This window comes from Saccharothrix sp. AJ9571, from assembly GCF_021725495.1.
Lineage (GTDB): Bacteria > Actinomycetota > Actinomycetes > Mycobacteriales > Pseudonocardiaceae > Amycolatopsis > Amycolatopsis magusensis.
The window spans coordinates 9,426,211-9,449,707 of the sequence record NZ_CP091382.1 but is presented as its reverse complement, the minus strand read 5'-3'; the positions used below and the strand labels follow the sequence as shown (position 1 = coordinate 9,449,707).

The following is a 23,497-nucleotide window of genomic DNA, read 5'->3' as shown; positions in this document are numbered from 1 at the left end:
AGTCAGCGAGTCGGCTGCCTGCCGTCCGGCTGGGCCGGCCCCGGGCCCGGTGACCACCAGCCCGAGTGGACCTCCTGGCCGCGGATCACCAGCGGCGGGGCGCCGTCGGCGTAGGGCTCCAGCTGCTTCAGCACACCCCACGGCGCGCCCGGCTGGCCCATCAGGAAGCTCGGCACCTCCGGCTGCTCGGCGACCTCCTCCAGGAAGCCGTTCGGCCCGCCGGTCTTGCTGCCCGCCCAGTCCGCCTCGAACGCCAGGTCGCCCGCGGTGACGCGGTACGAGGGCAGCTCGGCGATCCCGTCCCGGACCTTCATCGGGTTCATGCACGGGTAGACGAACGACGCCGGCCAGTCCAGGTACACCGGGGCGTCCCCGACGCGTTCGGTCAGCGTGGTGAAGGTCGGCACCCGGGGCGCGGTGACCGCGACCCAGCCGTCCTCGGTCAGGTCGTTGTCGGCGGCGACCACGCGGACCGAGGTCACCTCCGGGGGCAGGATGTCCAGCGGGATCCGCACGTCGTTCCACCGGAAGGCACCACCGCCGGGGAAGAGCACCGGCAGGCTGCGCACGGTCTTCATGCCCTCGTCGGTCTCCGTGCCGAACTCCAGGTCCACCGTGGTGGCCTTGGTCGGCGGCGAGATCGCGGCGATCACGATCTGCCCGCCTGCCGGGCGCTCGGACAGGTCGTACCAGTCGCTGCGCAGCCTGCCGGTCGGGGTGTCCTTGGTCCGGTAGCTGCTCCACATCGGCACGGTGTCGGTGGCGAAGCCGTGCGGTGGCTCGTCCAGCGGGTCGTTGGTGTCGATCGGCTCGCGGTGGAAACCGGACTGCACCGGGCCGTTCTCCAGCTCGGGCAGCGGGAGCGCGTTCTCGTCGGTCTGCTCGGGCTGTTCGATCGGCGCGGTGGCCTGCTGGTCCGGTGGCAGCGCGGACAGCACGCTGGACACCGGTTCGCGTTCCACCATCACGTGGTCGGACAGGTTGCAGCTGCGCCCGAACAGGTGCCCGAAGTTCGCCGCGCCCAGGCTGTAGCTGGAGCGCTGCGTCTGGATCGCCCACGCCATCGAAGCGAACTCGGCGGTGGCCATCAGGCCGCACACCACCACCAGCGACAGCGAGCCCAGCTTCAGCGCCCGGCCGCTGCGTTCCTTCTGCAGCCCGAACATCCGGTCCGGCCGTTGCGCGCGCACGTTCTCCATGAACGCCACCACCGCCGAGAGCGCCGCGGCGATGAGCAGGATGGTGGACAGGCTCACGCCCTGGATGGTCGGCGCCTCCGCGGCCCACGGCACACCCATGTTCGAGACGAACCAGTACGCGTTGGGCCCGGTCATCGCCAGCGCCGCGACCACCAGCAGCCCGGCCAGGAACCCGGCCCGGTTGCGTTTCGACCGCAGCACGGTGGAACTGGAGGCCAGCGCGGTCAGCGCCGCCATCGCCGCGCCGACCGCGGCGAAGGCACCGAAGTGGTGCGTCCACTTGGTCGGGGTCAGCGCCAGCAGCAGGAAGAACAGCGCGACCGTGCCGATCAGCCGCCGCGACGGGCCGAGCGCGGCACCCGGGATGCGCCCGCGGCGCAGCAGGACCACCAGGCAGGCGCCGGTGCACAGCAACAGCAGCAGCACCGGGAACCGGCGGGAGGCCGAACCGTCCGCGGTGGGGCTGAACAGCAGTTCGTAGCGGGACAGCTCCTCGAACCACGACAGGCTCGGGCCGACCTTGCTGCGGATCCGGGTCGCCTCCTGCACGGTGGCGAAGGTCTGGTCGGCGAAGACCACCACCAGCACCATCAGCCCGGCGGCGAAGATCGGCGCCAGCACCGCGGACCAGCTGCCGCGCGCCCGCTGCTTGAGCAGGTGGAACAGCGGCCGGCCGGCCACCAGGAACGGCGCCACCGCGATCAGCCCGGTCGGCGTGGCCGCCAGGGTCAGCGCGGCGGCGATCAGGCCGAGGCACAGCGGCAGCAGCCGCCGGGTGACCAGCGCGCGTTCCACCGCGCAGATCGCCAGCAGCGAACCGACCGCGGCCACCGGCTCCGGCCGGACGCCGTTGTTGAACGGCATCCACCAGACCAGGAACACCGCGGCGGCGGCCCAGCCCGCCGCGCGGCTGGTGCGCACCTGGGTGCCCAGCCGCGGCATCACCTCACGGCTGATCAGCAGCCAGCTGATCACGCCGAGCAGGAAGGAGGGCAGGCGGATCCACGGCGGCACCGTGCTGACGTGCGACATCAGCTCGTAGACGTGGTAGAACCAGCCGAACGGCGCCTCCGCCACGCCGAACCACCGGTGGTAGTTCGCCAGGAAACCGGCGTCCTCGGTGACCCTCGACATCGTCAGGATGTAGCCGTCGTCCGAGGTCACCGGGCCGATGAAGACCCACACCCCGAGCGCGACGATGACCGTGGCGTCGCGGCCGGTCAGCCGCCACCAGCCCACCGGCGCCCACTTCGGCGCGCGCCGGGCGACCCGCGAGTCCAGCCGGTTCACCGCGATCAGGCTGCCGATCAGGGCGAGCACGCAGAGCACGCTGACCGCGGTCTTCCAGCCGGTCGGCGAGGACTGGTAGCGGGTGTCCGGGGTGACCGAGACGTCCAGGCCGGTGATCGGGTCCTGCTCGCCGGTGATGTCGGTGTAGATGCCCACCAGGCGCGGGCGCACGTCGTTGGAGTTGGCGAACAGCACCTGCCCGGCCACCGTGATGGTGGTGGCGTGCACGGTCGAGGAGACGCCGATGTCGCAGTTCTGCGGCGGCAGCGGCTGGCGGGCCAGCTGCTGCGCCCGGTTCGACACGATGAGCAGCCCGTTGTCCACCTGCAGCTGCATGCCGGTGCCCTCGGCGACCCTGGCCTCGGGCACGGTCGAGAACAGCATCGCCGGCCCGTCGGTGCGGGCGTCGAGCGAGCGCACGGTGTCGCACGGGAAGTTCGCGCTGAGGTCCTGGGCCCAGTACCCGATCAGCGGCGCGTTCACCTGGCTGGTGTCGCCGTTGGCAGGCCAGGCGATGCGCGCGGTGTCCTGCACCACGGGCATGAAGGGGACCGCCAGCGCACAGGCGGCGGACAAGAGGCCGAGGGTGATGGCGAGCAGGCGCCACACTCGAATGCGGCTGCTTTCCGGAGTGCGTTCCGGGTCTGTCGCCTGGTCAGGCTCGGCCGAACGGCTACGGGTCGCGATCGGCATCGCGTCAACGCTAGCGCCCGCCCGGATGGGCCTTGCGCGGGGATACCGGAATCCCCTAGATCGCGCGCGGTAACCAGGCCAGCACGGCGGGCACGGTGGTGACCGTGCGTGGTGCCCCGGCGGGCGCCGGGCGTCGGACGAGCACCACCGGCAGGCCCAGCCGCCGGGCCGCGACGAGTTTCGCCGCGGTCATCGAGCCGCCGCTGTCCTTGGTGACGAGCACCTCGATCCGGTGGGTGCGCAGCAGCCCGGTTTCGCCGCCGACCTCGTAGGGACCGCGGTTGAGCAGCAGTTCGTGGTGCCGCGGCAGCGGGGGTTCCGGCGGGTCGACGCAGCGGATGAGGAACCACAGGTCGTCGAGGTGGGCGAAGGCGGGCAGCCCCTGCCTTCCGGTAGTGAGGAACACGCGATCGCCCAGCTCAGGCAGCAGTTCGGCGGCTTCGGTCAACGACGAGGTCCAGCGCCAGTCGTCGCCCGGAGACGCCTCCCAGCCGGGCCGTTCGAGGCGCAGCAGCGGCACGCCCGCGCTGCGGGTGGCGGCGACCGCCGAGGCGGAAATGCGCTCCGCGAACGGATGGGTGGCGTCGACCACGGCACGCACGCGGTGCTCGACCAGCCAGGCCGCGAGCCCCTCCGGACCGCCGAAACCGCCCACGCGGACTTCACCGGCGGGCAGCCGCGGCCGGGCGACCCGGCCGGCGAGTGAGGACACCACGGGGATGTCGCGCTCGGTGAGCGCGGCGGCCAGCGCACGCGCCTCCGCCGTCCCGCCGAGGATGAGGACGCGGATCTCCACCTCGATCTCCTTCCTTCGACCCACGACACCGCCCGCCGGGGTTCCTAGCGTCGGTGGCAGCCGACGAAGGGAAGTGACCAGTGGGGATCCGGGGGCTCGTGCTGACCATGCTCGTGGTGGGTGCGTCAGTGGCCGCGCCGGGGGTGGCGGCCGCCGTGCCGCGCCTGGACGGCGAGGGCGTCTTCCTGCCCAACCTCGACGACGACACCCGCCGCTGCACGCTCGAACCGGGGGATCTGGACCGCCCGGGCCTCGAGGTCGACCGGCGGCTGGCGAGCTGCCACGACGCCGCCGACGAGGTGGTCAACGGCAGCCGGGACGAGGACGACCTGACGAAGCTGCGGTTGCGGGGGAGCGAAGCCGCGCAGGTCGAGGTCGACCGGGGTGACCACGTCCGGGTGTTCGTCCGGCGGGATGGGCGGTACCGGCCGCTGGTACCCGGCGAGACCTTCCCCGCGCGCGAGATGCGGCGGGGAGTCGACCTGGCGGTCGAGGGGCGCGACATCGTCCGCGATCCGGCCAAGTGGGACGGGCGGGTGCGGCTGACCGCGCGCTCGGCGGGCCGCGCGGTGGTCAAGGAGCTGCGGGTGGCGCCGCTGTTGTTCCAGCACGACCTGATGCCCGCGACCACCGTCTTCGCGGGCAAACCGGGCGAGGGGCCCGGCTGGCCGGTGGAGGGTCTGCCGCCCGGCCACCCCGGCGAGTGGGACCGCTTCAGCGAGACGCTCACCCGGGCCACCGCCGGGGTCGAGACGCGGTTCATCGCGGGCAGCGAGCTGTGGTGGAAGGACGTCTGGCTGCAGGACCTGTTCGAACCGGCGGTGGCGAGCATGCCCACCGCGCACGGGGTCCAGGCGATGAGGGTGGCGATCCGCTCGGCGAACCAGTGGGACGCCGGGGTGCCCACGCTGCGCCCGGCCGGGCGGCTGCTCTTCCGCGACCTGCGCGGCCCGGACGTGGGCGTGGTGCAGGAATCCACCGAGGGCCCGGTGGCCGACAGCTGGGCCGACCAGCGCAACGCGACCGGCAACTTCGAGGCGCTGCCGCCCTACCGCGGTTATCCGAAGGGCCGGATCTACTACGGCTCCTCGGTCTCCGGGGACAGGAAGCCGGATCCGGCGTTCCTGCGCATGCTCGACGCACAGGGGCAACAGCCGCCGGTGGTGCTCGACACGTCGTGGCTGATGGTCGGGCACGTCGACGAGACGCTGCACGTGGTGCGGGCGGACAACGCCCGCGGCTGGACGCTGATGGTGGCCGACCCGCGGCTCGCGGAGAGCCTGCTGCGCCAGGCGAACGGCACGGGCGCTCGGTTGTTCGAAGGGACGAACCACGAGTACCAGCCGACCGTGGAGGAATTGCTCGGGGACGCGGACTTCCGGCGGCGGAACGAAACCGCGGCCCGCCACATCGACGATCAGGTCGCGGTCATGCTCCGGGAGACCGGGCTGCGGGCGGACGAACTGGTCCGCGTGCCGGTGCTCTTCACCGAATCGGACCGGGCGCCGGGCCTGGTGGCGCTGGCTCCCGCGGTGACCAACGGCCTGTCGGTGACCGCGGGCCGGTACGCCGCGCCGGACCCGCACGGCCCGGTCGTCCACGGCCGAGACCTGTTCAAGGAGGCGACCGAACGCGCCCTGCGTGGCATCCGGGTCGCCTGGGTGGAGGACGTGTTCTGGGCGCATGTCGGCGGCGGGGAGGTGCACTGCACCACGAACGCCTGGCGGGACACCCGATCCCTGACTGGCTAGAGGGACTCCGGCTGGCGGGAGCGGTCCCGGGTGGCGGAGTAGAGGAAGCTGTCCGGGAACTTCTCCGCCGCCAGTGTCCGGCCGACGAAGATGACCGCGGCCCGGCCGATGCCGGCCTCGTGCACCTGCGCGGGCAGCGAGGCGAGCGTGCCGCGCAGGACGCGCTCGCCGGGCTGCGAGGCCTGCGCGACCACGGCCGCCGGGCAGTCCTCGCCGTAGTGCGGGATGAGCTCGGCGGCCACCCGGTCGATCTTGGTGATGGCCAGGTGCACCGCGAGGGTGGTGCCGCTGGCGGCGAAGGTGGCCAGGTCCTCACCCGGCGGCATCGAGGTGGACCGGGCCTGCACGCGGGTGATCACCAGGCTCTGGCCGACCTCCGGCACGGTCAGCTCGCGGTTCAGCACGGCCGCCGCGGCGGCGAACGCGGGCACGCCGGGCACCACGTCGTACGGCACGCCCGCCGCGTCGAGGCGGCGCATCTGCTCGGCGACCGTGCTGTACAGCGAAGGATCACCGGAGGTCAGCCTGGCGACGTCGTGCCCGGCGGCGTGCGCGGCGGTCAGCTCGCCGATGATCTCGTCGAGGCTCAGGTTCGCCGTGTCGACCACCCGCGCGCCCGGCGGGCAGTGCGCGAGCAGGTCGGGCGGGGTCAGGCTGCCGGGGTAGAGGCACACCGCGCAGGCGGCGAGCAGGTCGCGCCCGCGCACGGTGATCAGGTCGGCGGCACCCGGTCCGGCGCCGATGAAGTGCACGGTCATCGGGAGAAGCTCCATTGGGTCACGGTGCGGGCGGGGGTCCAGCCGGTGAAGCCGCCGAGGGGCGCGGCCTGCTCGACGGAAAGCCGGAGCAGCTCACCCCCGTGCCGGGCGTAGGCCCCGGCCAGCACGGTCTCGGTTTCCAGGGTGACGCCGTTGGCCACCACCTTCGGCGCGCTCAGGCACGCGTCCAGCACCTCGGGGGTGACGCCGCCGCCGACGAAGACCGCGTCGGGCGCCGGAAGTCCGTCGAGGGCCTCCGGGGCGGAGCCGACCACCACGCGCAGTTCCGGCACGCCGAGGCGTTGGGCGTTTCGGGTGATGCGGGCGGCCCGCTCGGGGTCGCGTTCGATCGCGATGGCGCGGTTGTCCGGGTGCGTGCGCGACCATTCGATCGCGATGCTGCCCGAACCGGCGCCGACGTCCCACAGCAGCTCGCCGGGCAGCGGCGCGAGCCGGGCGAGGGTGACCGCGCGGATGTCACGCTTGGTCAGCTGGCCGTCGTGCTCGAAGGCGTCGTCGGGAAGACCGGTGCGTGGCAGCGGTACGCCCCTGGTCTCACACTCGATCGCGACCAGGTTCAACGCGGCTCCGGCCGGCTCGGCCCAGTTCTCGGCGGTGCCGCTGACCTGACGTTCCGCCGGTCCGCCGAGTTCTTCCAGCACGATCAGCCTGCTCGGCCCGTAACCCGCCTCGGTGAGCTGGGCGGCGAGCACGGCCGGCGTGGTGGCGTCCTCGCTTAGCACGAGCAGCCGGGCACCCGGCACGAGCGCGCGGTTCACCCGGTAGGGCGACCGGCCGACCACGCTGATCACCTCGGTGCTCTCGGCGGACCACTTCAGCCGTGCTCTGGCCAGTGCGGGCGAGGACAACGACGGCAGGATCTCCACCTCGCCGAACCTGCGGGAGAGCGTGGTGCCGATCCCCGACACCATCGGGTCACCGCTGGCCAGCACGCAGATCCGGCGGCCGTCGTGCTCGGCGAACAGGCGGTCGAGGCCGGGCAGCAGGGGACTCGGCCACGGCACGCGCGTCGATCGGCTGCCCGGCACCAGTTCCAGGTGCCGCGCGCCCCCGATGAGCACCTCGGCGGCTTCCACGGCCGCACGCGCCCGGCCGGACAGCCCCGCCCAGCCGTCGGCTCCCATTCCCACCACGGTGATCCGCACGGCCTGACGGTAAACGCTGCGGGTGAACCGGGCGCGAGGCGGGCGCGGGGGTCAGACTTCTCACGTCTTGGGCGCCGTTTCCCTGTGCGATGATCGGCGACGGCTGTTTCCTCGGCAGGCGTTGGGAGTTGTGCATGCGGGCGTTCCCGTTCACCGCGGTGGTCGGCCTGGCCGACCTGCGACTGGCGCTGGTGCTTTCGGCGGTGTCCCCGGCCATCGGCGGGGTGCTGGTCCGGGGCGAGAAGGGCACCGCGAAGTCGACCATGGTGCGGGCGCTGGCCGGGTTGCTGCCGCCGGTGGACGTGGTGACCGGCTGCCGGTTCTCCTGCGACCCCGCCGCCCCCGATCCCGCCTGCCCGGACGGTCCGCACGAAGCGGGCGCGCCCGCCGAACGCCGCCCGGCGCGGCTGGTGGAACTGCCCGTCGGCGCCGCCGAGGACCGGGTGATCGGCTCACTCGACCTGGAACGCGCGCTCGGCGAAGGCGTCACCGGCTACCAGCCCGGCCTGCTCGCCGCCGCGCACCGCGGCCTGCTGTACGTGGACGAGGTCAACCTGCTCCACGACCACCTGGTCGACGCGCTGCTCGACGCGGCCGCGATGGGTCGCGCGACCGTCGAGCGCGAGGGCGTTTCGGTCTCGCACGCCTCGCGTTTCGTGTTGATCGGCACGATGAACCCGGAAGAGGGCGAACTGCGGCCGCAGCTGCTCGACCGGTTCGGGCTGACCGTGGAAGTGCGCACCAGCCGGGAGCCGCCCGAGCGCGTCGAGGTGGTGCGCCGGCGCCTCGCCTACGAAGCCGATCCGGACGGTTTCGCCGCCCGCTACGACGAAGCCGAGGCCGCGCTGGCCGTGCGCATCGCCGACGCCCGCCGCGACCTGCCCTCGGTCACCCTCGACGACGCCGCGTTGTTGCAGATCGCCGAGGTCTGCGCCTCCTTCGACGTCGACGGCATGCGCGCGGACATCGTCACCGCGCGGACCGCCGCCGCGCACGCCGCCTGGTCCGGCCGCACCGAAGTGACCACTGAGGACATTCGCGTGGCGGCCCGCCTCGCGCTGCCGCACCGGCGCCGGCGCAACCCGTTCGACGCGCCGGGCATCGACGAGGAGCAGCTGGAACAGGCGCTGCGCGAGGCCGAACCGCCGGAACAGGGGCCACCGGACGACGATGGCCCGGGCAGCGGGGCCCCGCCGGAGCCCTCCGGTGAAGCTCCGCCGCAGCAACAGGAATCCGAGCAGCAGCAGCAGGCACCGCAGGGTCCACAGCAGACGGTCGGGTCCGGGCAGCCGTTCCGCGCCCGGCTGTTCACCGTGGACGGCACCGGCGCCGGTGCGCACGGCCGCCGGTCGCGGTCGATCACCGACAGCGGGCGCACCATCGGCGTCAAGCCGCCCAGCGTGCGCCAAGGTCGTCCGCACCTCCCGGCGACCGTGCTGGCCGCGGCACCGCACCAGCGGGCACGCGGGCGCTCCGGTCCGGGCCTGGAACTGCGGACACGTGACCTGCGCTACGCCCTGCGAGAGGGGCGAGAGGGCAATCTCGTGCTGTTCTGCGTGGACGCCTCGGGTTCGATGGGCGCGCGGGCGCGGATGGGCGAGGTCAAGTCCGCGGTGCTGTCCCTGCTGCTCGACGCCTACCAGCGACGGGACAAGGTCGGCCTGGTCACCTTCCGCGCGTCGGCCGCCGAGCTGGCGCTGCCGCCGACGATCAGCGTGGACGCCGCGGCCGCCCGGCTCGAAGCGCTGCCCACCGGTGGGCGGACCCCGCTCGCCGAAGGACTGCTGCGGGCGGCCGAAGCGCTGCGCGTGGAGTCCCTTCGCGACCCCCGGCGCCGCCCGTTGCTGGTCGTGGTCACCGATGGCCGCGCGACCAGTGGCTCGAACGCCGTGGCCCGTTCGCACGCCGCGGCGGACCTGATCGCGCGCCAGGGCATCGCTTCGGTGGTGATGGACTGCGAAAGCGGGCGCATGCGACTCGGGCTCGCGGCGGAACTGGCCACCCGGCTGGGAGCCGAGCACGTGCCGCTCGGTGAGGTCGCGGCGGACTCGCTCGCCGGTGCCGTCCGCGCCCGGACGGGGAGGGCCGCCTGATGCCCCAGGGGAAACCGGAGTTCGTGCCCGACGACGGGCTGACCACGCGGCAGCGGCGCAACCGGCCGCTGCTCATCGTGCACACCGGCACGATGAAGGGGAAGTCCACGGCGGCCTTCGGCATGGCGCTGCGGGCGTGGACCCAGGGCTGGTCGATCGGGGTGTTCCAGTTCGTCAAGTCGGCGAAGTGGAAGGTCGGCGAGGAAGCCGCGTTGCGCGCGCTCGGCGAGGTGCACGCGAACACCGGCCAGGGCGGGCCGGTCGAGTGGCACAAGATGGGCGAGGGCTGGAGCTGGGCGCGCAAGGCGGGCACCGAGGAGGACCACGCCGAGAACGCGCGTGAGGGCTGGGCCGAGATCGCTCGCCGGATCGCCGCCGCCCAGCACGACTTCTACGTGCTCGACGAGTTCAACTACCCGCTGCACTGGGGCTGGATCGACGTCGCCGAGGTGGTCGGCGTGCTGCGGGACCGGCCCGGCCGCCAGCACGTGGTGATCACCGGGCGCAACGCGCCGCCCGAACTGATCGAGGCCGCGGACCTGGTGGTGGAGATGACCAAGGTGAAGCACCCGATGGACGCCGGGCAGAAGGGCCAGCGAGGCATTGAGTGGTAACGGCATGGTGACTTCGTGAGGGCTTCGTGAGGGCACTGCCGCGGGTCGTCATCGCGGCACCCGCGTCCGGGCACGGCAAGACGACCGTGGCTTCCGGGCTGATGGCGGCGTTGCGGCGGCGTGGGTTCGCGGTGTCCGGGCACAAGGTCGGCCCGGACTACATCGACCCGAGCTACCACGCGCTCGCGACCGGGCGGCCCGGCCGCAACCTCGACCCGTACCTGCAGAGCGAAGACCTGGTCGCGCCGCTGCTGCTGCACGGCGCGTCCGGCGCCGAGATCGCGGTGATCGAAGGCGTCATGGGCTTGTTCGACGGCGCGTTGGGCACCGAGGGCTACGCGTCGACGGCGCACGTCGCCCGGCTGGTCGACGCGCCCGTGGTACTGGTGGTCGACGCGAGCGCGGCGAGCCGCAGCGTGGCCGCGACCGTCTACGGCTTCGCGCACTTCGACCCGCGGGTGCGGCTGGCCGGGGTCATCCTGAACAAACTGGGGTCCGAGCGGCACGAACGCGAAATCCGTGAGGCGATCGGGAAAACCGGGATACCGGTGCTCGGTGCGCTGCGCCGCTCCGACGACGTGCATTCGCCGAGCCGCCACCTCGGGCTGGTCCCGATGGCCGAACGCGCCCGCGAAGGCGCGGTGATGGTGGACCGGCTCGCGGCGTGGGTCGAGTCCGGAGTGGACTTGGAGGCCGTGGTCCGCGCCGCCCGGGAAGCTCCTGACGTGACGGCGTCGCCGTGGTCGCTGCCGGAGCCGCCGCCGGGTCCGCGCGCTGTGGTGGCGGCCGCCGGAGGTGCGGCGTTCTCCTTCCGGTACACCGAAACCGGCGAGCTGCTGGCCGCGCTCGGGGTGGATCTGGTCGACCTCGATCCGATCAACGACGAGCGGCTGCCCGAGGGGTGCGCCGGGCTGTACTTCGGCGGCGGTTTCCCGGAAGTGCACGCGGAAGCCTTGTCCGCCAACGCTTCCCTGCGTGCCGAGGTGGCCGAGGCGGTCTCCGGCGGACTACCGGTGGTCGCCGAATGCGCCGGGCTGCTCTACCTGTGCCGCGAACTGGATGGCCTGCCGATGACCGGCGTGCTCCCGGCGGCCGCCAGGATGACCGCTCGCGGCGCGCTCGGCTACCGCACCGCGACGGCGGTCGCGGACAACCTGCTCGCCGCACGCGGGGAGCAGGTGACCGGGCACGAGTTCCACCGCACCGAGGTGATCCCCGACGGGCCGTTCGCCGCCGCGTGGCGCTGGAACGACGCCGACCACGGCTACGCCTCGCCCACGCTCAACGCCTCCTACCTGCACGTGCACTGGGCCGGGCACCCGGACAGGGCCGCGGCCTTCGCCCGCGCGGTGCGCCGTGGTTGACCTGTGGCACCACGGTGATCGCGAGGTCGGGCCGGGGCTGGTGGACCTCGCGGTCAACGTCCGGCTCGCCGAACCACCCGACTGGCTGATCACCGAACTGACCGCCGCGCTGCCGCGGCTGGCGGCCTACCCCGATCCCACTGAGGCGACCGAGGCCGTGGCCGTCCGGCACGGCCGGCCCGCCGGCGACGTGCTGGTGACCTCCGGCGCCGCCGAGGCGTTCACCCTGATCGCACGCGGCCTGGGCGCTCGGCGGGCGTGCGTGGTGCATCCGCAGTTCACCGAGCCCGAGGCCGCGTTGCTGGCCGCCGAGGTGCCGGTTTCGCGGGTCCAGCTCCGCCCAGAGGACGGCTTCACGCTCGGTCCGGTGCCGGAGGACGCCGATCTGGTGGTGGTCGGCAATCCGACCAACCCCACGTCGGTGCTGCATCCGGCTTCCTCCCTGCGGGCGCTGTGCCGTCCCGGGCGGGTCGTCGTGGTCGACGAGGCGTTCCTCGATTCGGTGCCCGGCGAGCCGGAAACCCTGGCGGGCGAAGCGATTCCGGGCCTGCTGGTGATCCGCAGCCTGACCAAGACCTGGGGCATCGCGGGCCTGCGCGCCGGGTACGTGCTCGGGCCCGCCGACCTGATCGACCGGTTGCGCGCGGTGCAGCCGCCGTGGTCGGTCTCGGCGTTGGCGGCGGTCGCCGTGATCGCGTGCTGCCGTCCCGAAGCGGTGAAGCAGGCCGACGAACTGGCGGTCGCCGCCGAAGCCGACCGCGAATTCCTGCTCACCGGCCTGCGTGAGCTGGGGGTCGCCGTGTACGGGGTGCCGCGGGCGCCGTTCGTGCTCGGTCAGTTCCGCAATGGCGCCCAGGTAAGGGAAACCCTGCGCGATCGGGGTTACGCCGTGCGCCGGGGCGACACGTTTCCCGGCCTGGGCACGGACTGGTTGCGCATCGCCGTGCGTTCCCGGCCGATCATGTCGGGGTTCCTGACTACGCTGCGAGACACAACAACGCAGCGGTGACACCGGTCTCCACACACGCGCCGAGCACGTCACCGGTGATGCCGCCCAGCCGCCGGACGCAGCGCCACAGCAGCAGACCGCCCGCGCACAACGCCGTGAGGACCGCGAGAAGTCCCTGCCACCACGGCAAACCGAAGAAGGTGCCACCCCAGGCCGCCAGCGCCGAGCACACCACGACCGACACGACGGCCCCCAGCACCGGCACCGAACCCGCGACGGTCGCCCCCAGACCCTCCGGCCGAGCCGACGGCACCCCTCGCGCACAGGCGACCGCCAGCAGCATCCGGCCCGCCAGTATCGCCACCACCACCGCGAAGATCCCGTGACCCGCGCCGATCGCGCCCGCCAGCGCTCCACATTGGACCAGCAGCACGATGACCAGCGTGGCCACCCCGCTCGGTCCCGAATCGCCCTTGCGCATGATGCTCAGCGCGCGTTCACGGTCGTAAGACGCGGAGAGTCCGTCGGCGGTGTCGGACAACCCGTCCAGGTGCAGGCCCCGGCTGCCCAGCGCCACCACGCCCAGCGCGAGCGCGGCGACCGGCAGCGCGGGCAACGGCAGCAACGTGACCAGCGCCCCGGCCGCGGCGAGCGGCACCACGGCCAGCGGCGCCAGCAACATCGCGCCGCGGGCCACGCGCGCGTCGATGACCCGGGGCGCGGGCACCGGAACGACCGTCAGCGTGCCGACAGCCATGCGGATCGCGTCCTGGATGAGCACACCTCGCATTAGGACAGGTCGGCCAGCGAGCTCATCTCGGCGAGGATCGCGCGTGCCGCCCGCAGCACCGGCACCGCCTGCACCGCGCCGCTGCCCTCACCCAGGCGCAGCCCGAGGTCGAGGATCGGCTCCAGCCCGAGCGCCTTGAGCGCGTGCGCCTGCGACGGTTCGGTGGAGCGGTGCCCGGCGAGCCACCAGTCCACCGCGCCCGGCGCGATGTCCTGCGCGACCAGCGCCGCCGCACCCGAGAACACGCCGTCGAGCAGTACCGGCACGCCACGAACAGCGCCCTGGACCAGGAAACCCGCCGTCGCGGCGGCGCAGGCGCTGCCGAGCGCGGTGAGCCGGTCGAACGGATCCTCGGCCCGGTCGCCCGTGCGCGTGAGCGCGGCTGTGACGGCGGCGACCTTGCGGGCGCGGCCTTCCTCGTCGACGCCGGTGCCGGTGCCGACGACCTCCTCGGCCGGCAAGCCCAGCCGGGCCGCCACCAGCGCGGCGGCCACCGTGGTGTTCCCGATCCCCATGTCGCCGGGGATCAACAGGTCGGCGCCGTCGTCGATCTCGGCGTCGGCGATCCGGCGGCCCGCGTCGAAGGCCCGGTTCGCCTCACCCGGCGCCAGCGCGTCCTCGCGATCGATCGAGCCGGAGCCGCGGCGGATCTTGTACGCGGTCACCTCGTCCGGCAGGCCGTCGGCGTCGACCGCCAGATCGAACACCTTGACCCGGGCCCCGACCTGCCGCGCGAGCACGGTCACCCCGCTCGTCCCGGCCAAGAAGACCTGCACCATCGCGGCGGTGATCTCACGCGGGTACGCGGACACGGCCGAAGCGGTGATGCCGTGGTCTCCGGCGAACACCGCGACCCGCACGTCGGCGAGTTCCCGCGGCGGGACGGCGTCGTGGGCCGCGCTCAGCCAGGCCGCCAGTTCTTCGAGGCGCCCCAGCGAGCCCAGCGGTTTCACCAGGCCGTCGAGCCGGGCCAGCGCGTCCTCGCGGGCCGCCGCCGAGGGTGGCGTGATCTTCATCGGCCGTCCTTCCCGGAGAGTTCGAGCACCCGGCCGGCCACCACCAGCAGCACCTGGTCCGAATGCGCGGCCACCTCGCTGTTCAGCGCGCCCAGCACATCACGGAACACGCGCCCGGAGAACGTGCCGGGCACCACACCGCTGCCGACCTCGTTGCTCACCGCCACCACCGGCACCCCGGCCGTCCGCCAGGCGTCGATGAAGTCGAGCAGGTAGTCGTCGAGGCGCTGCTGCCAGCCGTCGGTCTGATCCCAGGCACCCACGTCACCCAGCACCCGCGACAGCCAGGTGCCGAAGCAGTCGATCAGCACCGGTGCCGACGCGCTGCGCAGCGCGCCGGGCAGATCGGCCGTCTCGATCGTGCGCCAGCCCGCCGGTCTGCGCGCGCGGTGCGCGGCCACCCTCGCCGCCCATTCGGGATCGCCTTCGCTCGCCGGCAGTCCGGTGGCGAGGTAGACCACGTGCGGGTGCCGGGCCATCAGCCGCTCGGCGTGCCGTGACTTGCCCGACCGGACACCGCCGAGCACCAGGACCTTCTCGTCCCGGGTGCCGCGGGCGTACCGGCGCAGGACCTTGGCGCCGGTGTCCAGGCTGGTGGCCGCGAGCCGGGCCGCGCGCCGCAGGTGCGTACTCATGTCCGGCATTCTGGCCCACCGGTTAGGGTCGCACAGTGGTGCATCCGGTGGATCATGTCTTCTTTCGGCCACGTGACCAGGTCAGGGCCGCCGGTCTGCTCGCTGGGTACGCCGCCGACCGCGTCTTCGGCGACCCGCGCCGGGCCCACCCGGTGGCCTGGTTCGGCAGCCTGGCCTCGGCGGTGGAACGGCGGATCTGGGCGGACTCGCGGCCGCGCGGCGTGGTTCACCTGCTCATCTGTACCGCAACGGCGACCGGCTTGGGCGTAGCCGCCGAGCGTGTCCCGCCGCTGCTGCGCTTCCTCGCCACCGCGACCGCCACCTGGATCGTGCTCGGCGGCCGCGGTCTGGCCTCGGAGGGGAATGCGATGGCGGACCTGATCGAGGCCGAGGACCTGCCAGGAGCCCGTGCCCGGCTGTCCCACCTCTGCGGTCGTGACGCCGCGACGCTCGACCTCGCCGACCTGACCCGGGCCGCGACCGAATCGATCGCCGAGAACACATCCGACGCCGTGGTCGCGCCGTTGTTCTGGGGTGCCGTCGCCGGGATCCCCGGCCTGCTCGCCTACCGCGCGTTGAACACGCTGGACGCGATGGTCGGCCACCGCTCGCCGCGGTACGAGCGCTTCGGCTGGGCGTCCGCCCGCGCCGACGACGTGGCGAACCTGGTCCCGTCCCGCTTGGCGGCCCTGTTCACCGCGGTGTGCGCGGGCCGCGACGCCCGGCGCGTGTTCAAGGTGTGGCGACGCGACGCGAACGTCCATCCGAGCCCGAACGCCGGCCAGGTGGAGGCGGCTTTCGCTGGCGCGCTCGGGGTCCGGCTGGGCGGGGTGAACAGCTACGGCGGCGAGGTGTCCGAACGCGGCCACCTCGGCGACGGCGAGCCACCGCGACCGTCGGACCTGCGCCGATCCGTGCGGTTGTCGCTCGCCGTCGGCGCGTTGGCCGCGGTGGCCGCGGCGGTGGTGAGCCGATGAGCGGGCTGCTGGTCGCCGGAACCACTTCGGACGCGGGCAAGAGCCTGGTCGCCGCCGCGCTCGGGCGCTGGCTCGCGCGCCGGGGCGTGCGGGTGGCGCCGTTCAAGGCGCAGAACATGTCGAACAACTCGATGGTCTGCGCCGACGGCGCCGAGATCGGCCGCGCGCAGTGGCTGCAGGCGCAGGCGTGCCGCGTCGAACCGGAAGCCGCGATGAACCCGGTGCTGCTCAAACCGGGCAGCGACCGGCGCAGCCACGTGATCGCGCTGGGCAAACCGTTCGGCACGCTCGAGGCGGGGGAGTTCGCCACCGGCCGGGCAGGCCTCGCGCAAATCGCCTTCGATGCCCTACGCGAACTGCGGACCCGGTTCGACGTGGTCATCTGCGAGGGCGCGGGCAGCCCGGCGGAAATCAACTTGCGGGCGGGCGACTACGTCAACATGGGGCTGGCGCGCGAAGCCCGGCTGCCGGTGCTGGTGGTCGGCGACATCGACCGTGGCGGGGTGTTCGCCGCCATGTACGGCACGCTGGCGCTGCTCGAACCCGAGGACCAGGCGCTGATCGCGGGCTGGGTGGTGAACAAGTTCCGCGGCGACCCCGCCCTGCTCAAACCCGGCCTCGACGCGCTGGAGGAGCGGACCGGTCGTCCGTTCTACGGCGTGCTGCCGTGGCTGGACGGCGTGTGGATCGACTCCGAGGACGCGCTGGCCGTCGCGGGCTGGCGCCGGGACCGCCTGCGCGTCTCCGGTGGCCGCCCGTTGCGAGTCGCGGTGGTGCGCTTTCCCCGTGCCTCCAATGCGACCGATGTGGACGCACTCGCCGCCGAACCGGGCGTGGAAGTGTCGGTGACCGCCGACCCGGATGTGGTCGCGGGCGCGGACGTGGTGGTGCTGCCGGGCAGCCGGGCCACCGTGGACGACCTGCGGTGGCTGACCGACCGCGGCCTCGCCGACGTGGTCCGGGCCAGGGCCGCCGACGGGCGCCCGGTGCTCGGCATCTGCGGCGGCCACCAGATGCTGGCGCGCCGCATCGCCGACGACGTGGAATCCGGCGCCGGTGTGGTCGACGGCCTCGGCCTGCTGCCGACGTCAGTGACCTTCGAAACGGAGAAGGTGCTCGGACGGCCGCGCGGCGAATGGCGGGGGCATGCCGTGGAGGCCTACGAGATCCACCACGGCAAGGTCGTACTGGAAGGAGACGCCGAACCGTTCCTCGACGGCTGGCGCCACGGCTCGGTCTGGGGCACCACCTGGCACGGCGCCTTCGACAACGACGACTTCCGCCGCGCGTGGCTGACGGCCGCCGCCGAGCAGGCGGGCACCACCTGGGCACCCGCCGCCGGCGCCAGAAGTTTCCCGTTGCTGCGCGAGGAAATGCTCGACCGCCTGGCCGACGCGGTCGAGGAACACCTCGACACGCGCCGCCTGCTCGAACTCATCGAACGAGCTGCGCCTGCCGGGTGAGCACGCGTTCCGCCAGTGCGCCGAAGATCAACCCGAGCGCGACCCACAGCACGAGTTGCGTGCCGAGCGAAGCGATCCGGAAGGTCCACAGCGTGGAACCGGGGAAGCCGTCGGGCACCTCGTCGATCGACGGCAGCAGCGCGGCCGCCACCGAAACCAGCACCACGTAGGCGCACGCCCCGGCCAGTCCGCCGTTCCAGCCGCCGACCTTCCGCCCGAGCACTGCCGCGCCGATCGCGAAAACCAGTGACAGCGCGACGAAACCGAAGTACAGCGCGGTCCGGTCGCCGATGGTCTCGCCCTGGCCGACCGCGGGCGGATTCGCCGGGTACTTCAGGAACGGCACCCCGACCACCACGATGAACGTCGCCACCGCGAGCAACGCGGACAACGCCCGTGGCCGCAGGGAACCCAGGCGGCCGTAGGAAAAAGCGAAGGCGAGCGAGAACAGCCCGCCACCGGCGACGGCGTACGCGCCGACGCCGACCAGCAACCCGAGCGTGCTCTGCACATCCCGGCTGACCAGTTCTGCCTCTTCTTCGCCGTGCGAATGCCCGCCGGGTTCGCCGTGCGAATGCGCGGCCGTGCCCGCTTGTTCGATCCCGATGGCCGCGTTGACCGGCGGTTCCCCGGCGAAGAAGGCGAAAACGGCCGCGAGCACGCCGGCGGCCAGGCCCGCGAGCAAGCCGCGGACCAGCAAGGTCCTCATCATGACGCCGCGCTCAGTGGCAGGGGAAGGCGAGCAGGTGACGGCCGTCGTGCACGAACTCGTGCACGTAACCGTTGGAGAACAGGGCGAGCGCGCCCTGCTCGGTGCTGACGAAGTACAGCACCACGAGCGCGAGCACGCCGATGAACACGGCCCACGGCAGGATCTCGCGGATCGGGATGCGGAGTTCGGGTGTCGCGGGAAGGGGAACCGCTGCTTGGGTCACGGGGAACCTCCTTGGGCTTTCGCGGCCCGGTCGGTGTGCGCGACGGCGGCGGGTCTGACTCCCGTGCTGGTTACAGTGGCGCGACCGTGCGGATTTTCACCGGCTTCCGGCCACCGTCGCATGGCCGACCGAGCGTAAGGACGCCGCTCAGGTGGTGTCAATGTGACGATCGGCTACGGCTTCCGCGCGATCGGCCGTCCGCACGATGCCGTTGACGAACCGCGGCCACAGCTCCGGCGGGGTGTCGTGTCCCATTCCGGGCACCATGTCCAGTTCCGCGCCGGGGATGGCCCGCGCTGTGGCCCGGCCACCGGACGGGTTCACCAGCGGATCCGCCGCGCCGTGGATGACGAGCGCCGGGATCCGCAGCTTGCGCAGCCCGGAGGTCCGGTCGGGGGCGGCCATGATCGCGCCGAGGTGGCGGACCGTGCCCGCCGGGTTCGTGCCGCGGTCGTAGGTGGTCGCCGCGCGGGCCCGCAGCCGGGCTTCTTCGGCGGGGTAGCCGGGGGAGCCGATCACCCGGAAGGTGCGGATCATCTGCTCGATGTAGGAGTCACGGTCCTTCGCGGCCGGCTGCAGCAGGTTCTTCATCGCGCGCGGGCTGGGCAGGCCGACGAGCTTGTTGCCGGTGGTCGACATGATCGAGGTGAGCGAAAGCACGCGCGACGGGTGCCGGATGGCCAGCGTCTGCGCGATCATGCCGCCCATCGAAACGCCGGTCACGTGCGCCGCCGGGATCTCGAGGGCGTCCAGCAGCGCGGCGGCGTCGTCGGCGAGGTCGGTCAGCTGGTACGGCGAGCGCCGCAGCAACAGGGCGGGCAGCAGCCCGGCACGCCCGTGCATGGCTGTCGAGCGGCCGGTGTCGCGGTTGTCGTAGCGGATGACGCGGAAGCCACGCTCGGCGAGCTGTTCGCAGAACTCCTCGTCCCACCAGGTCATCGGCCCGCCGAGGCCCATGATCAGCAGCAGCGGGCGCCCGTCCGGCTCACCGAAGACCTCGTAGCAGAGTTCGATCCCGTTCGCCTGGATCGTGCACTCGTTCATCCAGCCCCCTCCTCGTCGGCGAGCTTGCCCAGCTCGTCCAGCGCGTCCCGCAGGTAGTCGATCAGGTTCCAGACATCCGGCACCAGCTCGCGGCAGACCACGATGCCGAAGTCCAATTTGCCGTCGTAGCTCATCACGGTGATGTTGATCCCGCCACTCGCGTCGGTGATCGCCGAGACCGGGTAGTGCCCGAGCAGTTTCGCGCCCGCGGTGTAGAGCGGCATCTGCACGCCGGGCACGTTCGACACGACCAGGTTCACCAGCGGCGACGTCGCCCCGGCGAACCGCATCAGCGCGCGGGCCGACAGCGCGCCGAGCGCGGCGGGCAGCATGGCGCTGAAGTCGACCAGCCAGGAGGCGGGCAGCGGCTGGTACCGCTGCTTGGCCAGCGCCATCGCCGAGACCACCTCGTCCAGCCGGGCCTTCGGATCGGCGATGTGCACCGGCAGCGGCGCGAGCATCACCGAGATCTGGTTGCCCGCGGTGCCCGCCTGCTGCGGCGTGCGCACCGACAGCGGCACCAGGGTGACCAGCGGGCTCGCCGGGAGGGCCTTGTGCTCGGCGAGCCAGCGGTGCAGCGCGGCCGCGCAGAGCGCCATCACCACGTCGTTCACCGTGTGGCCGAAGGCGTTCTTGATCCGCTTGACCTCGTCCAGCGGAAGCGAGCCGTAGGCGAACCGACGGTGCTGGGTGATCGGCCCGTTGAACGGGGTGTGCGGCGGGACCAGGCGCGGGCGCTCGGCTTCGTCGCTGCCGGGGCTGAGCCGGGCCAGCCGGTTGCCCGCCTTCGCCAGCGCACTCGCCCCGGGAATGCCTGCCACGCCAGGGAGTTTGTCCAAGTGCGGCAGCATTTTCGGCACCGACAACGCCAGCTTGAACGGTTGGAGCGCGAGCTTGCGGGCGGCGGTGGCGAGCAGGGAAAGCCTCGGCGGCGGGCCTTCCACCTGGCGACTGCCGCGCGGATCGACGTGACGGGGTTCGGGGGTCAGGTCCATCAGCACGCCGAGCAGTTCGGCGCCGGAAACGCCGTCGATCGCCGCGTGGTGGACCTTGGTGTAGAGCCCGACGCGGCCGTGCTCGAGTCCCTGGATGACGTAGGCCTCCCAGAGCGGGCGGCGCCGGTCGAGCGGCCGGGCGGCGATCCGGGCGACCTGCTCGGCGAGCTGCTGGTCGTTGCCAGGGGCGGGGAGGGCGATCTCGCGGACGTGGAACTCGAGGTCGAAGTCGGCGTCCTCGATCCAGTACGGGTGGTCGAGGTTCAGCGGGACTTCGAGCAGCCGCCAGTGCAGCGGGCCCGCCAGGTGCAGGCGCCGGGCGATCAGCGCGCGGACGTCCTCCACGGTGAGCATGCCGTTCGGCGCGGTCGACGGGTCGAGGATCGACAGGCTGCCGACGTGGCCGGTGGTGGTGGCGGATTCGGCGTTCAGGAACTGCACGTCGAGCGCGCTCAGCTGACGCATCCAGGCCTCCTCGGTAGTGGTCCCGGCACTGTCTGGAATCGTAGCCCGCGTGACTGCCGACGTGCTGAGCTTCCGCGGTCGCCGGATCACCGCAGACCGTGCCCTGGTGATGGCGATCGTCAACCGCACCCCGGACTCGTTCTACGACCGCGGGGCCCACTTCACCGACGAGAAGGCGATCGCCGCGGTCGACCGCGCGGTGGCCGACGGAGCGGACGTCGTCGACATCGGCGGCGTCAAGGCCGGGCCGGGGGAGGAGGTGACGGTCGCCGAGGAGATCCGCCGGGTGGTGCCGCTGGTCGGGGCGGTGCGCTCGCGGTACCCGGACCTGGTGATCAGCGTCGACACCTGGCGCGCGGACGTCGCCAGAGCCGCGTGCGCGGAGGGCGCGGACCTGCTGAACGACACGTGGGCGGGCGCCGATCCAGGCCTGGTCGAGGTGGCCGCGGAGTTCGGCACGGGTTACGTCTGCTCGCACACGGGGAACGCGGTGCCCAGGACGCGGCCGTTCCGGGTGCGGTACCACGATGTGGTCACCGAGGTGATCGAAGAGACGACCCAGCGCGCGGAAGCCGCCGTGGTCCTCGGCGTACCGCGCGAAGGCATCCTGATCGACCCGACGCACGACTTCGGGAAGAACACCTGGCACAGCTTGGCCCTGTTGCGCTACGCCGACCGCCTGGCCGAGACGGACTGGCCGGTGCTGATGGCTCTGTCCAACAAGGACTTCGTCGCCGAGACGCTGGGAGTGGACCTGGAAGACCGCGTGGACGGCACGCTGGCCGCCACCGCCCTGGCCGCCGCGGACGGGGCCGCCATGTTCCGGGCCCACGAGGTACGACGGACGCGGCAGGTGCTGGAAATGGTGGCCTCGATCAAGGGAAACCGCCCGCCCTCGCGAGCTATACGTGGCCTAGCCTGAACATCCGCCTCTTGAGCTGGCGCCTGTATTCGCCTTTCCCGTCCCACCCTCTGATATCCACACTCCCGCACCCGAGTCCCACATTCAAGCACCCGAGTCCCACATTCCCGCACCCGAGTTCGACATTCAGGCACCTGAGTTCTGCATTGGTGCAGCCGAGTTCCACACTCACGCACTCGAGTTCCACATTCAGGCACGGAGTCCTGCGTCGGCGCACCCGAGTTCCACTTTCGGCCACCCGGTGTCCTGCTGTGTGCCCCTGTGGCAGACCTCCGTGCCGAGGTTCCGTACTGGTGAACCGAACTCCGCGTCCCGTAACAGAGTCCTGCGCTGGCGCGACCGAGCCCGCGTTGCCCCGCTTGAATCCCTCGTTCGTGCCGTCGAGTTCGGCACTCAGACAGTTGGGCCCCTCATCGAGTAGCCGATTCTACATTCGGCAGCCCGAACGTGTTAACTCATTCGAGTCATGAATCGGGTTCGCGGTACTTCGGCGTCGCGCCAGGTCGCTCTCAGTCATATTCGATCTCGCCTGTATGGCGTAATGCCGTGAGTCATCTATCGAACAGGTGTTTGATAGCATCCTCGCCATGGGGGAATCCATGGAGGAGATGCTCCTCAAGATGAAATCCACTGCTGCGGAGATGGCCCGGCTCGAAGCCCGGCTGACTCGGCAGGTGGTCTCGTTCACTCGCGCTTCGGCGACGAAGCGCGGGGTGGCCGAGGAGTTGGCGATGGCACTGTGTCTGACGAAGTTCAAGGCACAGGCGTTGATCGGTCAGTCCGAGGGGCTGGTCGATCGCTTTCCGCTGGTACTCGGCCTGGTGGAACAAGGGCAGGTGCCGATGGCGTCAGCGGTGGCCGTCACCAAGGCCGGCGCGTGGCTGGAGGGTGCCAAGGCGTCGGTTGTCGACGCAGTGATGGTTGGGCGGCTCTTGGGCAAGAACCCGACGTCCGCGCGGCGGTCAGCCAATGCGGCGGTCGCGCGGGTGGATCCCGAGGGGTTCGATGGGCGAGCGAGGAAAGCGGTGGAGAGCCGTGCCTTCCGCCTGAGACACGGCGAATCCGGAGTGGCTGGCCTGTTCTTAGAAAGCGCCTCCGTGGAGAAGACGGTTGCGGCGTATCTGTGTGTTGATCGGCAAGCCCGGAAGCTCAAGACCGCGGACGAACCCCGGTCGCTGGACCAGGTGCGGGCCGACGTGGCGCTGGACATGATGATCGGCAAGCAGTTCGGTGGTGAAGTGAAGGCGCATGTGTATCTGTACCTGGATGCGTTGACGTACGCCGGTCTGCGCAAGGAACCCGCGGAGTTGGCGGGGCACGGGCCGATCCCGGCATCGCTGGCGCGCCACATCGCTTCCGCGCCCGGCACCGTCTTCCAGCGCATCATCACCGACCCGGTCGACGGTCAGGTGATCGAGCTGGGGCGTCGGCGATATCGGCCGAAAGCCGGGCTCGACGAGTTGGTCCGGGTGCGTGATCGCGAGTGCCGTCGGCCTGGCTGTACGCGGCCCGCGCAGTTCGGCGATCTCGATCACTGCGACCCGAAAGGCAAGGGCTGGGCGCAAGGCTGCCCCACCAACGC

At 72.2% G+C, this 23,497-nt stretch carries 19 protein-coding genes and 1 pseudogene; 9 read left to right on the top strand and 11 right to left on the bottom strand.

Annotated elements, in window-relative coordinates; translation table 11 throughout:
* Window positions 1-2: 2 nt before the first annotated feature.
* Window positions 3-3,182, bottom strand: coding sequence for an arabinosyltransferase domain-containing protein (locus L3Q67_RS42910; protein WP_499187118.1), 3,180 nt, complete (start codon window positions 3,180-3,182; stop codon window positions 3-5).
* 55 nt (window positions 3,183-3,237) lie between these two features.
* Window positions 3,238-3,972, bottom strand: coding sequence for a precorrin-6A/cobalt-precorrin-6A reductase (locus L3Q67_RS42905; protein WP_499191782.1), 735 nt, complete (start codon window positions 3,970-3,972; stop codon window positions 3,238-3,240).
* 86 nt (window positions 3,973-4,058) lie between these two features.
* Between L3Q67_RS42905 and L3Q67_RS42900 the strand changes: the two genes are divergently transcribed.
* Window positions 4,059-5,729, top strand: a complete 1,671-nt coding sequence (locus L3Q67_RS42900) for a protein-arginine deiminase family protein (RefSeq protein WP_499187117.1) — start codon at window positions 4,059-4,061, stop codon at window positions 5,727-5,729.
* On the opposite strand, the gene cobM is transcribed toward L3Q67_RS42900, so the two are convergent.
* Both cobM and cbiE read right to left on the bottom strand, forming a co-directional pair.
* Window positions 5,726-6,487 (bottom strand): cobalt-precorrin-4/precorrin-4 C(11)-methyltransferase, encoded by a 762-nt coding sequence (cobM, locus tag L3Q67_RS42895; RefSeq protein ID WP_499191781.1) that lies wholly within the window; start codon window positions 6,485-6,487, stop codon window positions 5,726-5,728. The two genes, L3Q67_RS42900 and cobM, sit on opposite strands and share 4 nt — an antisense overlap.
* Window positions 6,484-7,632 (bottom strand): bifunctional cobalt-precorrin-7 (C(5))-methyltransferase/cobalt-precorrin-6B (C(15))-methyltransferase, encoded by a 1,149-nt coding sequence (cbiE, locus tag L3Q67_RS42890; protein ID WP_499191780.1) that lies wholly within the window; start codon window positions 7,630-7,632, stop codon window positions 6,484-6,486. The genes cobM and cbiE overlap by 4 nt, the downstream gene beginning before the upstream one ends.
* A 155-nt stretch (window positions 7,633-7,787) precedes the next feature.
* Between cbiE and L3Q67_RS42885 the strand changes: the two genes are divergently transcribed.
* The 4 genes from L3Q67_RS42885 to cobC are packed head-to-tail and all read left to right on the top strand — an operon-like array spanning window position 7,788 to window position 12,733.
* Window positions 7,788-9,746 carry a magnesium chelatase subunit D family protein gene (locus L3Q67_RS42885; protein WP_499187116.1) on the top strand — a complete coding sequence of 653 codons (1,959 nt, stop codon included), beginning with the start codon at window positions 7,788-7,790 and terminating at the stop codon, window positions 9,744-9,746.
* Complete coding sequence (gene cobO / locus L3Q67_RS42880; protein WP_499187115.1) at window positions 9,746-10,360, top strand: cob(I)yrinic acid a,c-diamide adenosyltransferase; 615 nt, start codon at window positions 9,746-9,748, stop codon at window positions 10,358-10,360. The genes L3Q67_RS42885 and cobO overlap by 1 nt, the downstream gene beginning before the upstream one ends.
* 26 nt (window positions 10,361-10,386) lie before the next feature.
* Window positions 10,387-11,724 carry a cobyrinate/hydrogenobyrinate a,c-diamide synthase gene (locus L3Q67_RS42875; RefSeq protein WP_499187114.1) on the top strand — a complete coding sequence of 446 codons (1,338 nt, stop codon included), beginning with the start codon at window positions 10,387-10,389 and terminating at the stop codon, window positions 11,722-11,724.
* Window positions 11,717-12,733 (top strand): pyridoxal phosphate-dependent aminotransferase, encoded by a 1,017-nt coding sequence (gene cobC / locus L3Q67_RS42870; RefSeq protein WP_499187113.1) that lies wholly within the window; start codon window positions 11,717-11,719, stop codon window positions 12,731-12,733. The genes L3Q67_RS42875 and cobC overlap by 8 nt, the downstream gene beginning before the upstream one ends.
* On the opposite strand, the gene L3Q67_RS42865 is transcribed toward cobC, so the two are convergent.
* From L3Q67_RS42865 to L3Q67_RS42855, 3 genes are read right to left on the bottom strand one after another with little or no spacing between them, the layout of a single operon-like run.
* Window positions 12,702-13,463: an adenosylcobinamide-GDP ribazoletransferase gene (locus L3Q67_RS42865; RefSeq protein ID WP_499187112.1), complete on the bottom strand. Its 762-nt coding sequence runs from the start codon at window positions 13,461-13,463 to the stop codon at window positions 12,702-12,704. The genes cobC and L3Q67_RS42865 overlap by 32 nt on opposite strands.
* Entirely contained in the window at window positions 13,463-14,479 is a 1,017-nt protein-coding gene (gene cobT / locus L3Q67_RS42860; protein ID WP_499187111.1) for a nicotinate-nucleotide--dimethylbenzimidazole phosphoribosyltransferase, read from the bottom strand. The genes L3Q67_RS42865 and cobT overlap by 1 nt, the downstream gene beginning before the upstream one ends.
* Complete coding sequence (locus L3Q67_RS42855) at window positions 14,476-15,123, bottom strand: bifunctional adenosylcobinamide kinase/adenosylcobinamide-phosphate guanylyltransferase (protein WP_499187110.1); 648 nt, start codon at window positions 15,121-15,123, stop codon at window positions 14,476-14,478. The genes cobT and L3Q67_RS42855 overlap by 4 nt, the downstream gene beginning before the upstream one ends.
* 38 nt (window positions 15,124-15,161) lie before the next feature.
* Between L3Q67_RS42855 and L3Q67_RS42850 the strand changes: the two genes are divergently transcribed.
* A complete protein-coding gene (locus L3Q67_RS42850; RefSeq protein ID WP_499187109.1) occupies window positions 15,162-16,091 on the top strand; it encodes a cobalamin biosynthesis protein CobD/CbiB in 930 nt (309 codons plus the stop codon).
* The gene (locus L3Q67_RS42845) at window positions 16,088-17,554 is read left to right on the top strand and encodes a cobyric acid synthase (RefSeq protein WP_499187108.1); all 1,467 of its coding nucleotides are present in this window, start codon (window positions 16,088-16,090) and stop codon (window positions 17,552-17,554) included. Before L3Q67_RS42850 ends, L3Q67_RS42845 begins: the two co-directional genes overlap by 4 nt.
* On the opposite strand, the gene L3Q67_RS42840 is transcribed toward L3Q67_RS42845, so the two are convergent.
* The 4 genes from L3Q67_RS42840 to L3Q67_RS42825 all read right to left on the bottom strand — a co-directional run bounded on the left by L3Q67_RS42840 (window position 17,526) and on the right by L3Q67_RS42825 (window position 20,993).
* Window positions 17,526-18,266 carry a CbtA family protein gene (locus tag L3Q67_RS42840; RefSeq protein ID WP_499187107.1) on the bottom strand — a complete coding sequence of 247 codons (741 nt, stop codon included), beginning with the start codon at window positions 18,264-18,266 and terminating at the stop codon, window positions 17,526-17,528. The two genes, L3Q67_RS42845 and L3Q67_RS42840, sit on opposite strands and share 29 nt — an antisense overlap.
* A 10-nt stretch (window positions 18,267-18,276) precedes the next feature.
* On the bottom strand, window positions 18,277-18,489 hold the full coding sequence (locus tag L3Q67_RS42835) for a CbtB domain-containing protein (protein ID WP_209665381.1): 213 nt from the start codon (window positions 18,487-18,489) through the stop codon (window positions 18,277-18,279).
* A 147-nt stretch (window positions 18,490-18,636) separates the two neighbouring features.
* Window positions 18,637-19,533, bottom strand: coding sequence for an alpha/beta fold hydrolase (locus L3Q67_RS42830; RefSeq protein ID WP_499187106.1), 897 nt, complete (start codon window positions 19,531-19,533; stop codon window positions 18,637-18,639).
* The gene (locus L3Q67_RS42825) at window positions 19,530-20,993 is read right to left on the bottom strand and encodes a WS/DGAT/MGAT family O-acyltransferase (protein WP_499187105.1); all 1,464 of its coding nucleotides are present in this window, start codon (window positions 20,991-20,993) and stop codon (window positions 19,530-19,532) included. The genes L3Q67_RS42830 and L3Q67_RS42825 overlap by 4 nt, the downstream gene beginning before the upstream one ends.
* A gap of 109 nt (window positions 20,994-21,102) precedes the next feature.
* Between L3Q67_RS42825 and folP the strand changes: the two genes are divergently transcribed.
* The gene (gene folP, locus L3Q67_RS42820) at window positions 21,103-21,915 is read left to right on the top strand and encodes a dihydropteroate synthase (RefSeq protein ID WP_499191779.1); all 813 of its coding nucleotides are present in this window, start codon (window positions 21,103-21,105) and stop codon (window positions 21,913-21,915) included.
* Between the two features lie 587 nt (window positions 21,916-22,502).
* A pseudogene (locus L3Q67_RS42815) lies at window positions 22,503-23,333 on the top strand (HNH endonuclease); the annotation flags it as partial.
* Window positions 23,334-23,497: the final 164 nt, after the last annotated feature.

What these genes read in the sequence shown, in the direction of transcription:
- L3Q67_RS42910 (WP_499187118.1), bottom strand. Translation starts at nt 3,182, where the DNA reads ATGCCGATCGCGACCCGTAGCCGTTCGGCCGAGCCTGACCAGGCGACA.
- L3Q67_RS42830 (WP_499187106.1), bottom strand. Translation starts at nt 19,533, where the DNA reads ATGAACGAGTGCACGATCCAGGCGAACGGGATCGAACTCTGCTACGAG.
- L3Q67_RS42840 (WP_499187107.1), bottom strand. Translation starts at nt 18,266, where the DNA reads ATGATGAGGACCTTGCTGGTCCGCGGCTTGCTCGCGGGCCTGGCCGCC.
- L3Q67_RS42825 (WP_499187105.1), bottom strand. Translation starts at nt 20,993, where the DNA reads ATGCGTCAGCTGAGCGCGCTCGACGTGCAGTTCCTGAACGCCGAATCC.
- cobT (WP_499187111.1), bottom strand. Translation starts at nt 14,479, where the DNA reads ATGAAGATCACGCCACCCTCGGCGGCGGCCCGCGAGGACGCGCTGGCC.
- cobM (WP_499191781.1), bottom strand. Translation starts at nt 6,487, where the DNA reads ATGACCGTGCACTTCATCGGCGCCGGACCGGGTGCCGCCGACCTGATC.
- L3Q67_RS42855 (WP_499187110.1), bottom strand. Translation starts at nt 15,123, where the DNA reads ATGCCGGACATGAGTACGCACCTGCGGCGCGCGGCCCGGCTCGCGGCC.
- L3Q67_RS42865 (WP_499187112.1), bottom strand. Translation starts at nt 13,463, where the DNA reads ATGCGAGGTGTGCTCATCCAGGACGCGATCCGCATGGCTGTCGGCACG.
- cobO (WP_499187115.1), top strand. Translation starts at nt 9,746, where the DNA reads ATGCCCCAGGGGAAACCGGAGTTCGTGCCCGACGACGGGCTGACCACG.
- L3Q67_RS42885 (WP_499187116.1), top strand. Translation starts at nt 7,788, where the DNA reads ATGCGGGCGTTCCCGTTCACCGCGGTGGTCGGCCTGGCCGACCTGCGA.
- folP (WP_499191779.1), top strand. Translation starts at nt 21,103, where the DNA reads ATGGCGATCGTCAACCGCACCCCGGACTCGTTCTACGACCGCGGGGCC.
- cbiE (WP_499191780.1), bottom strand. Translation starts at nt 7,632, where the DNA reads ATGGGAGCCGACGGCTGGGCGGGGCTGTCCGGCCGGGCGCGTGCGGCC.
- L3Q67_RS42845 (WP_499187108.1), top strand. Translation starts at nt 16,088, where the DNA reads ATGAGCGGGCTGCTGGTCGCCGGAACCACTTCGGACGCGGGCAAGAGC.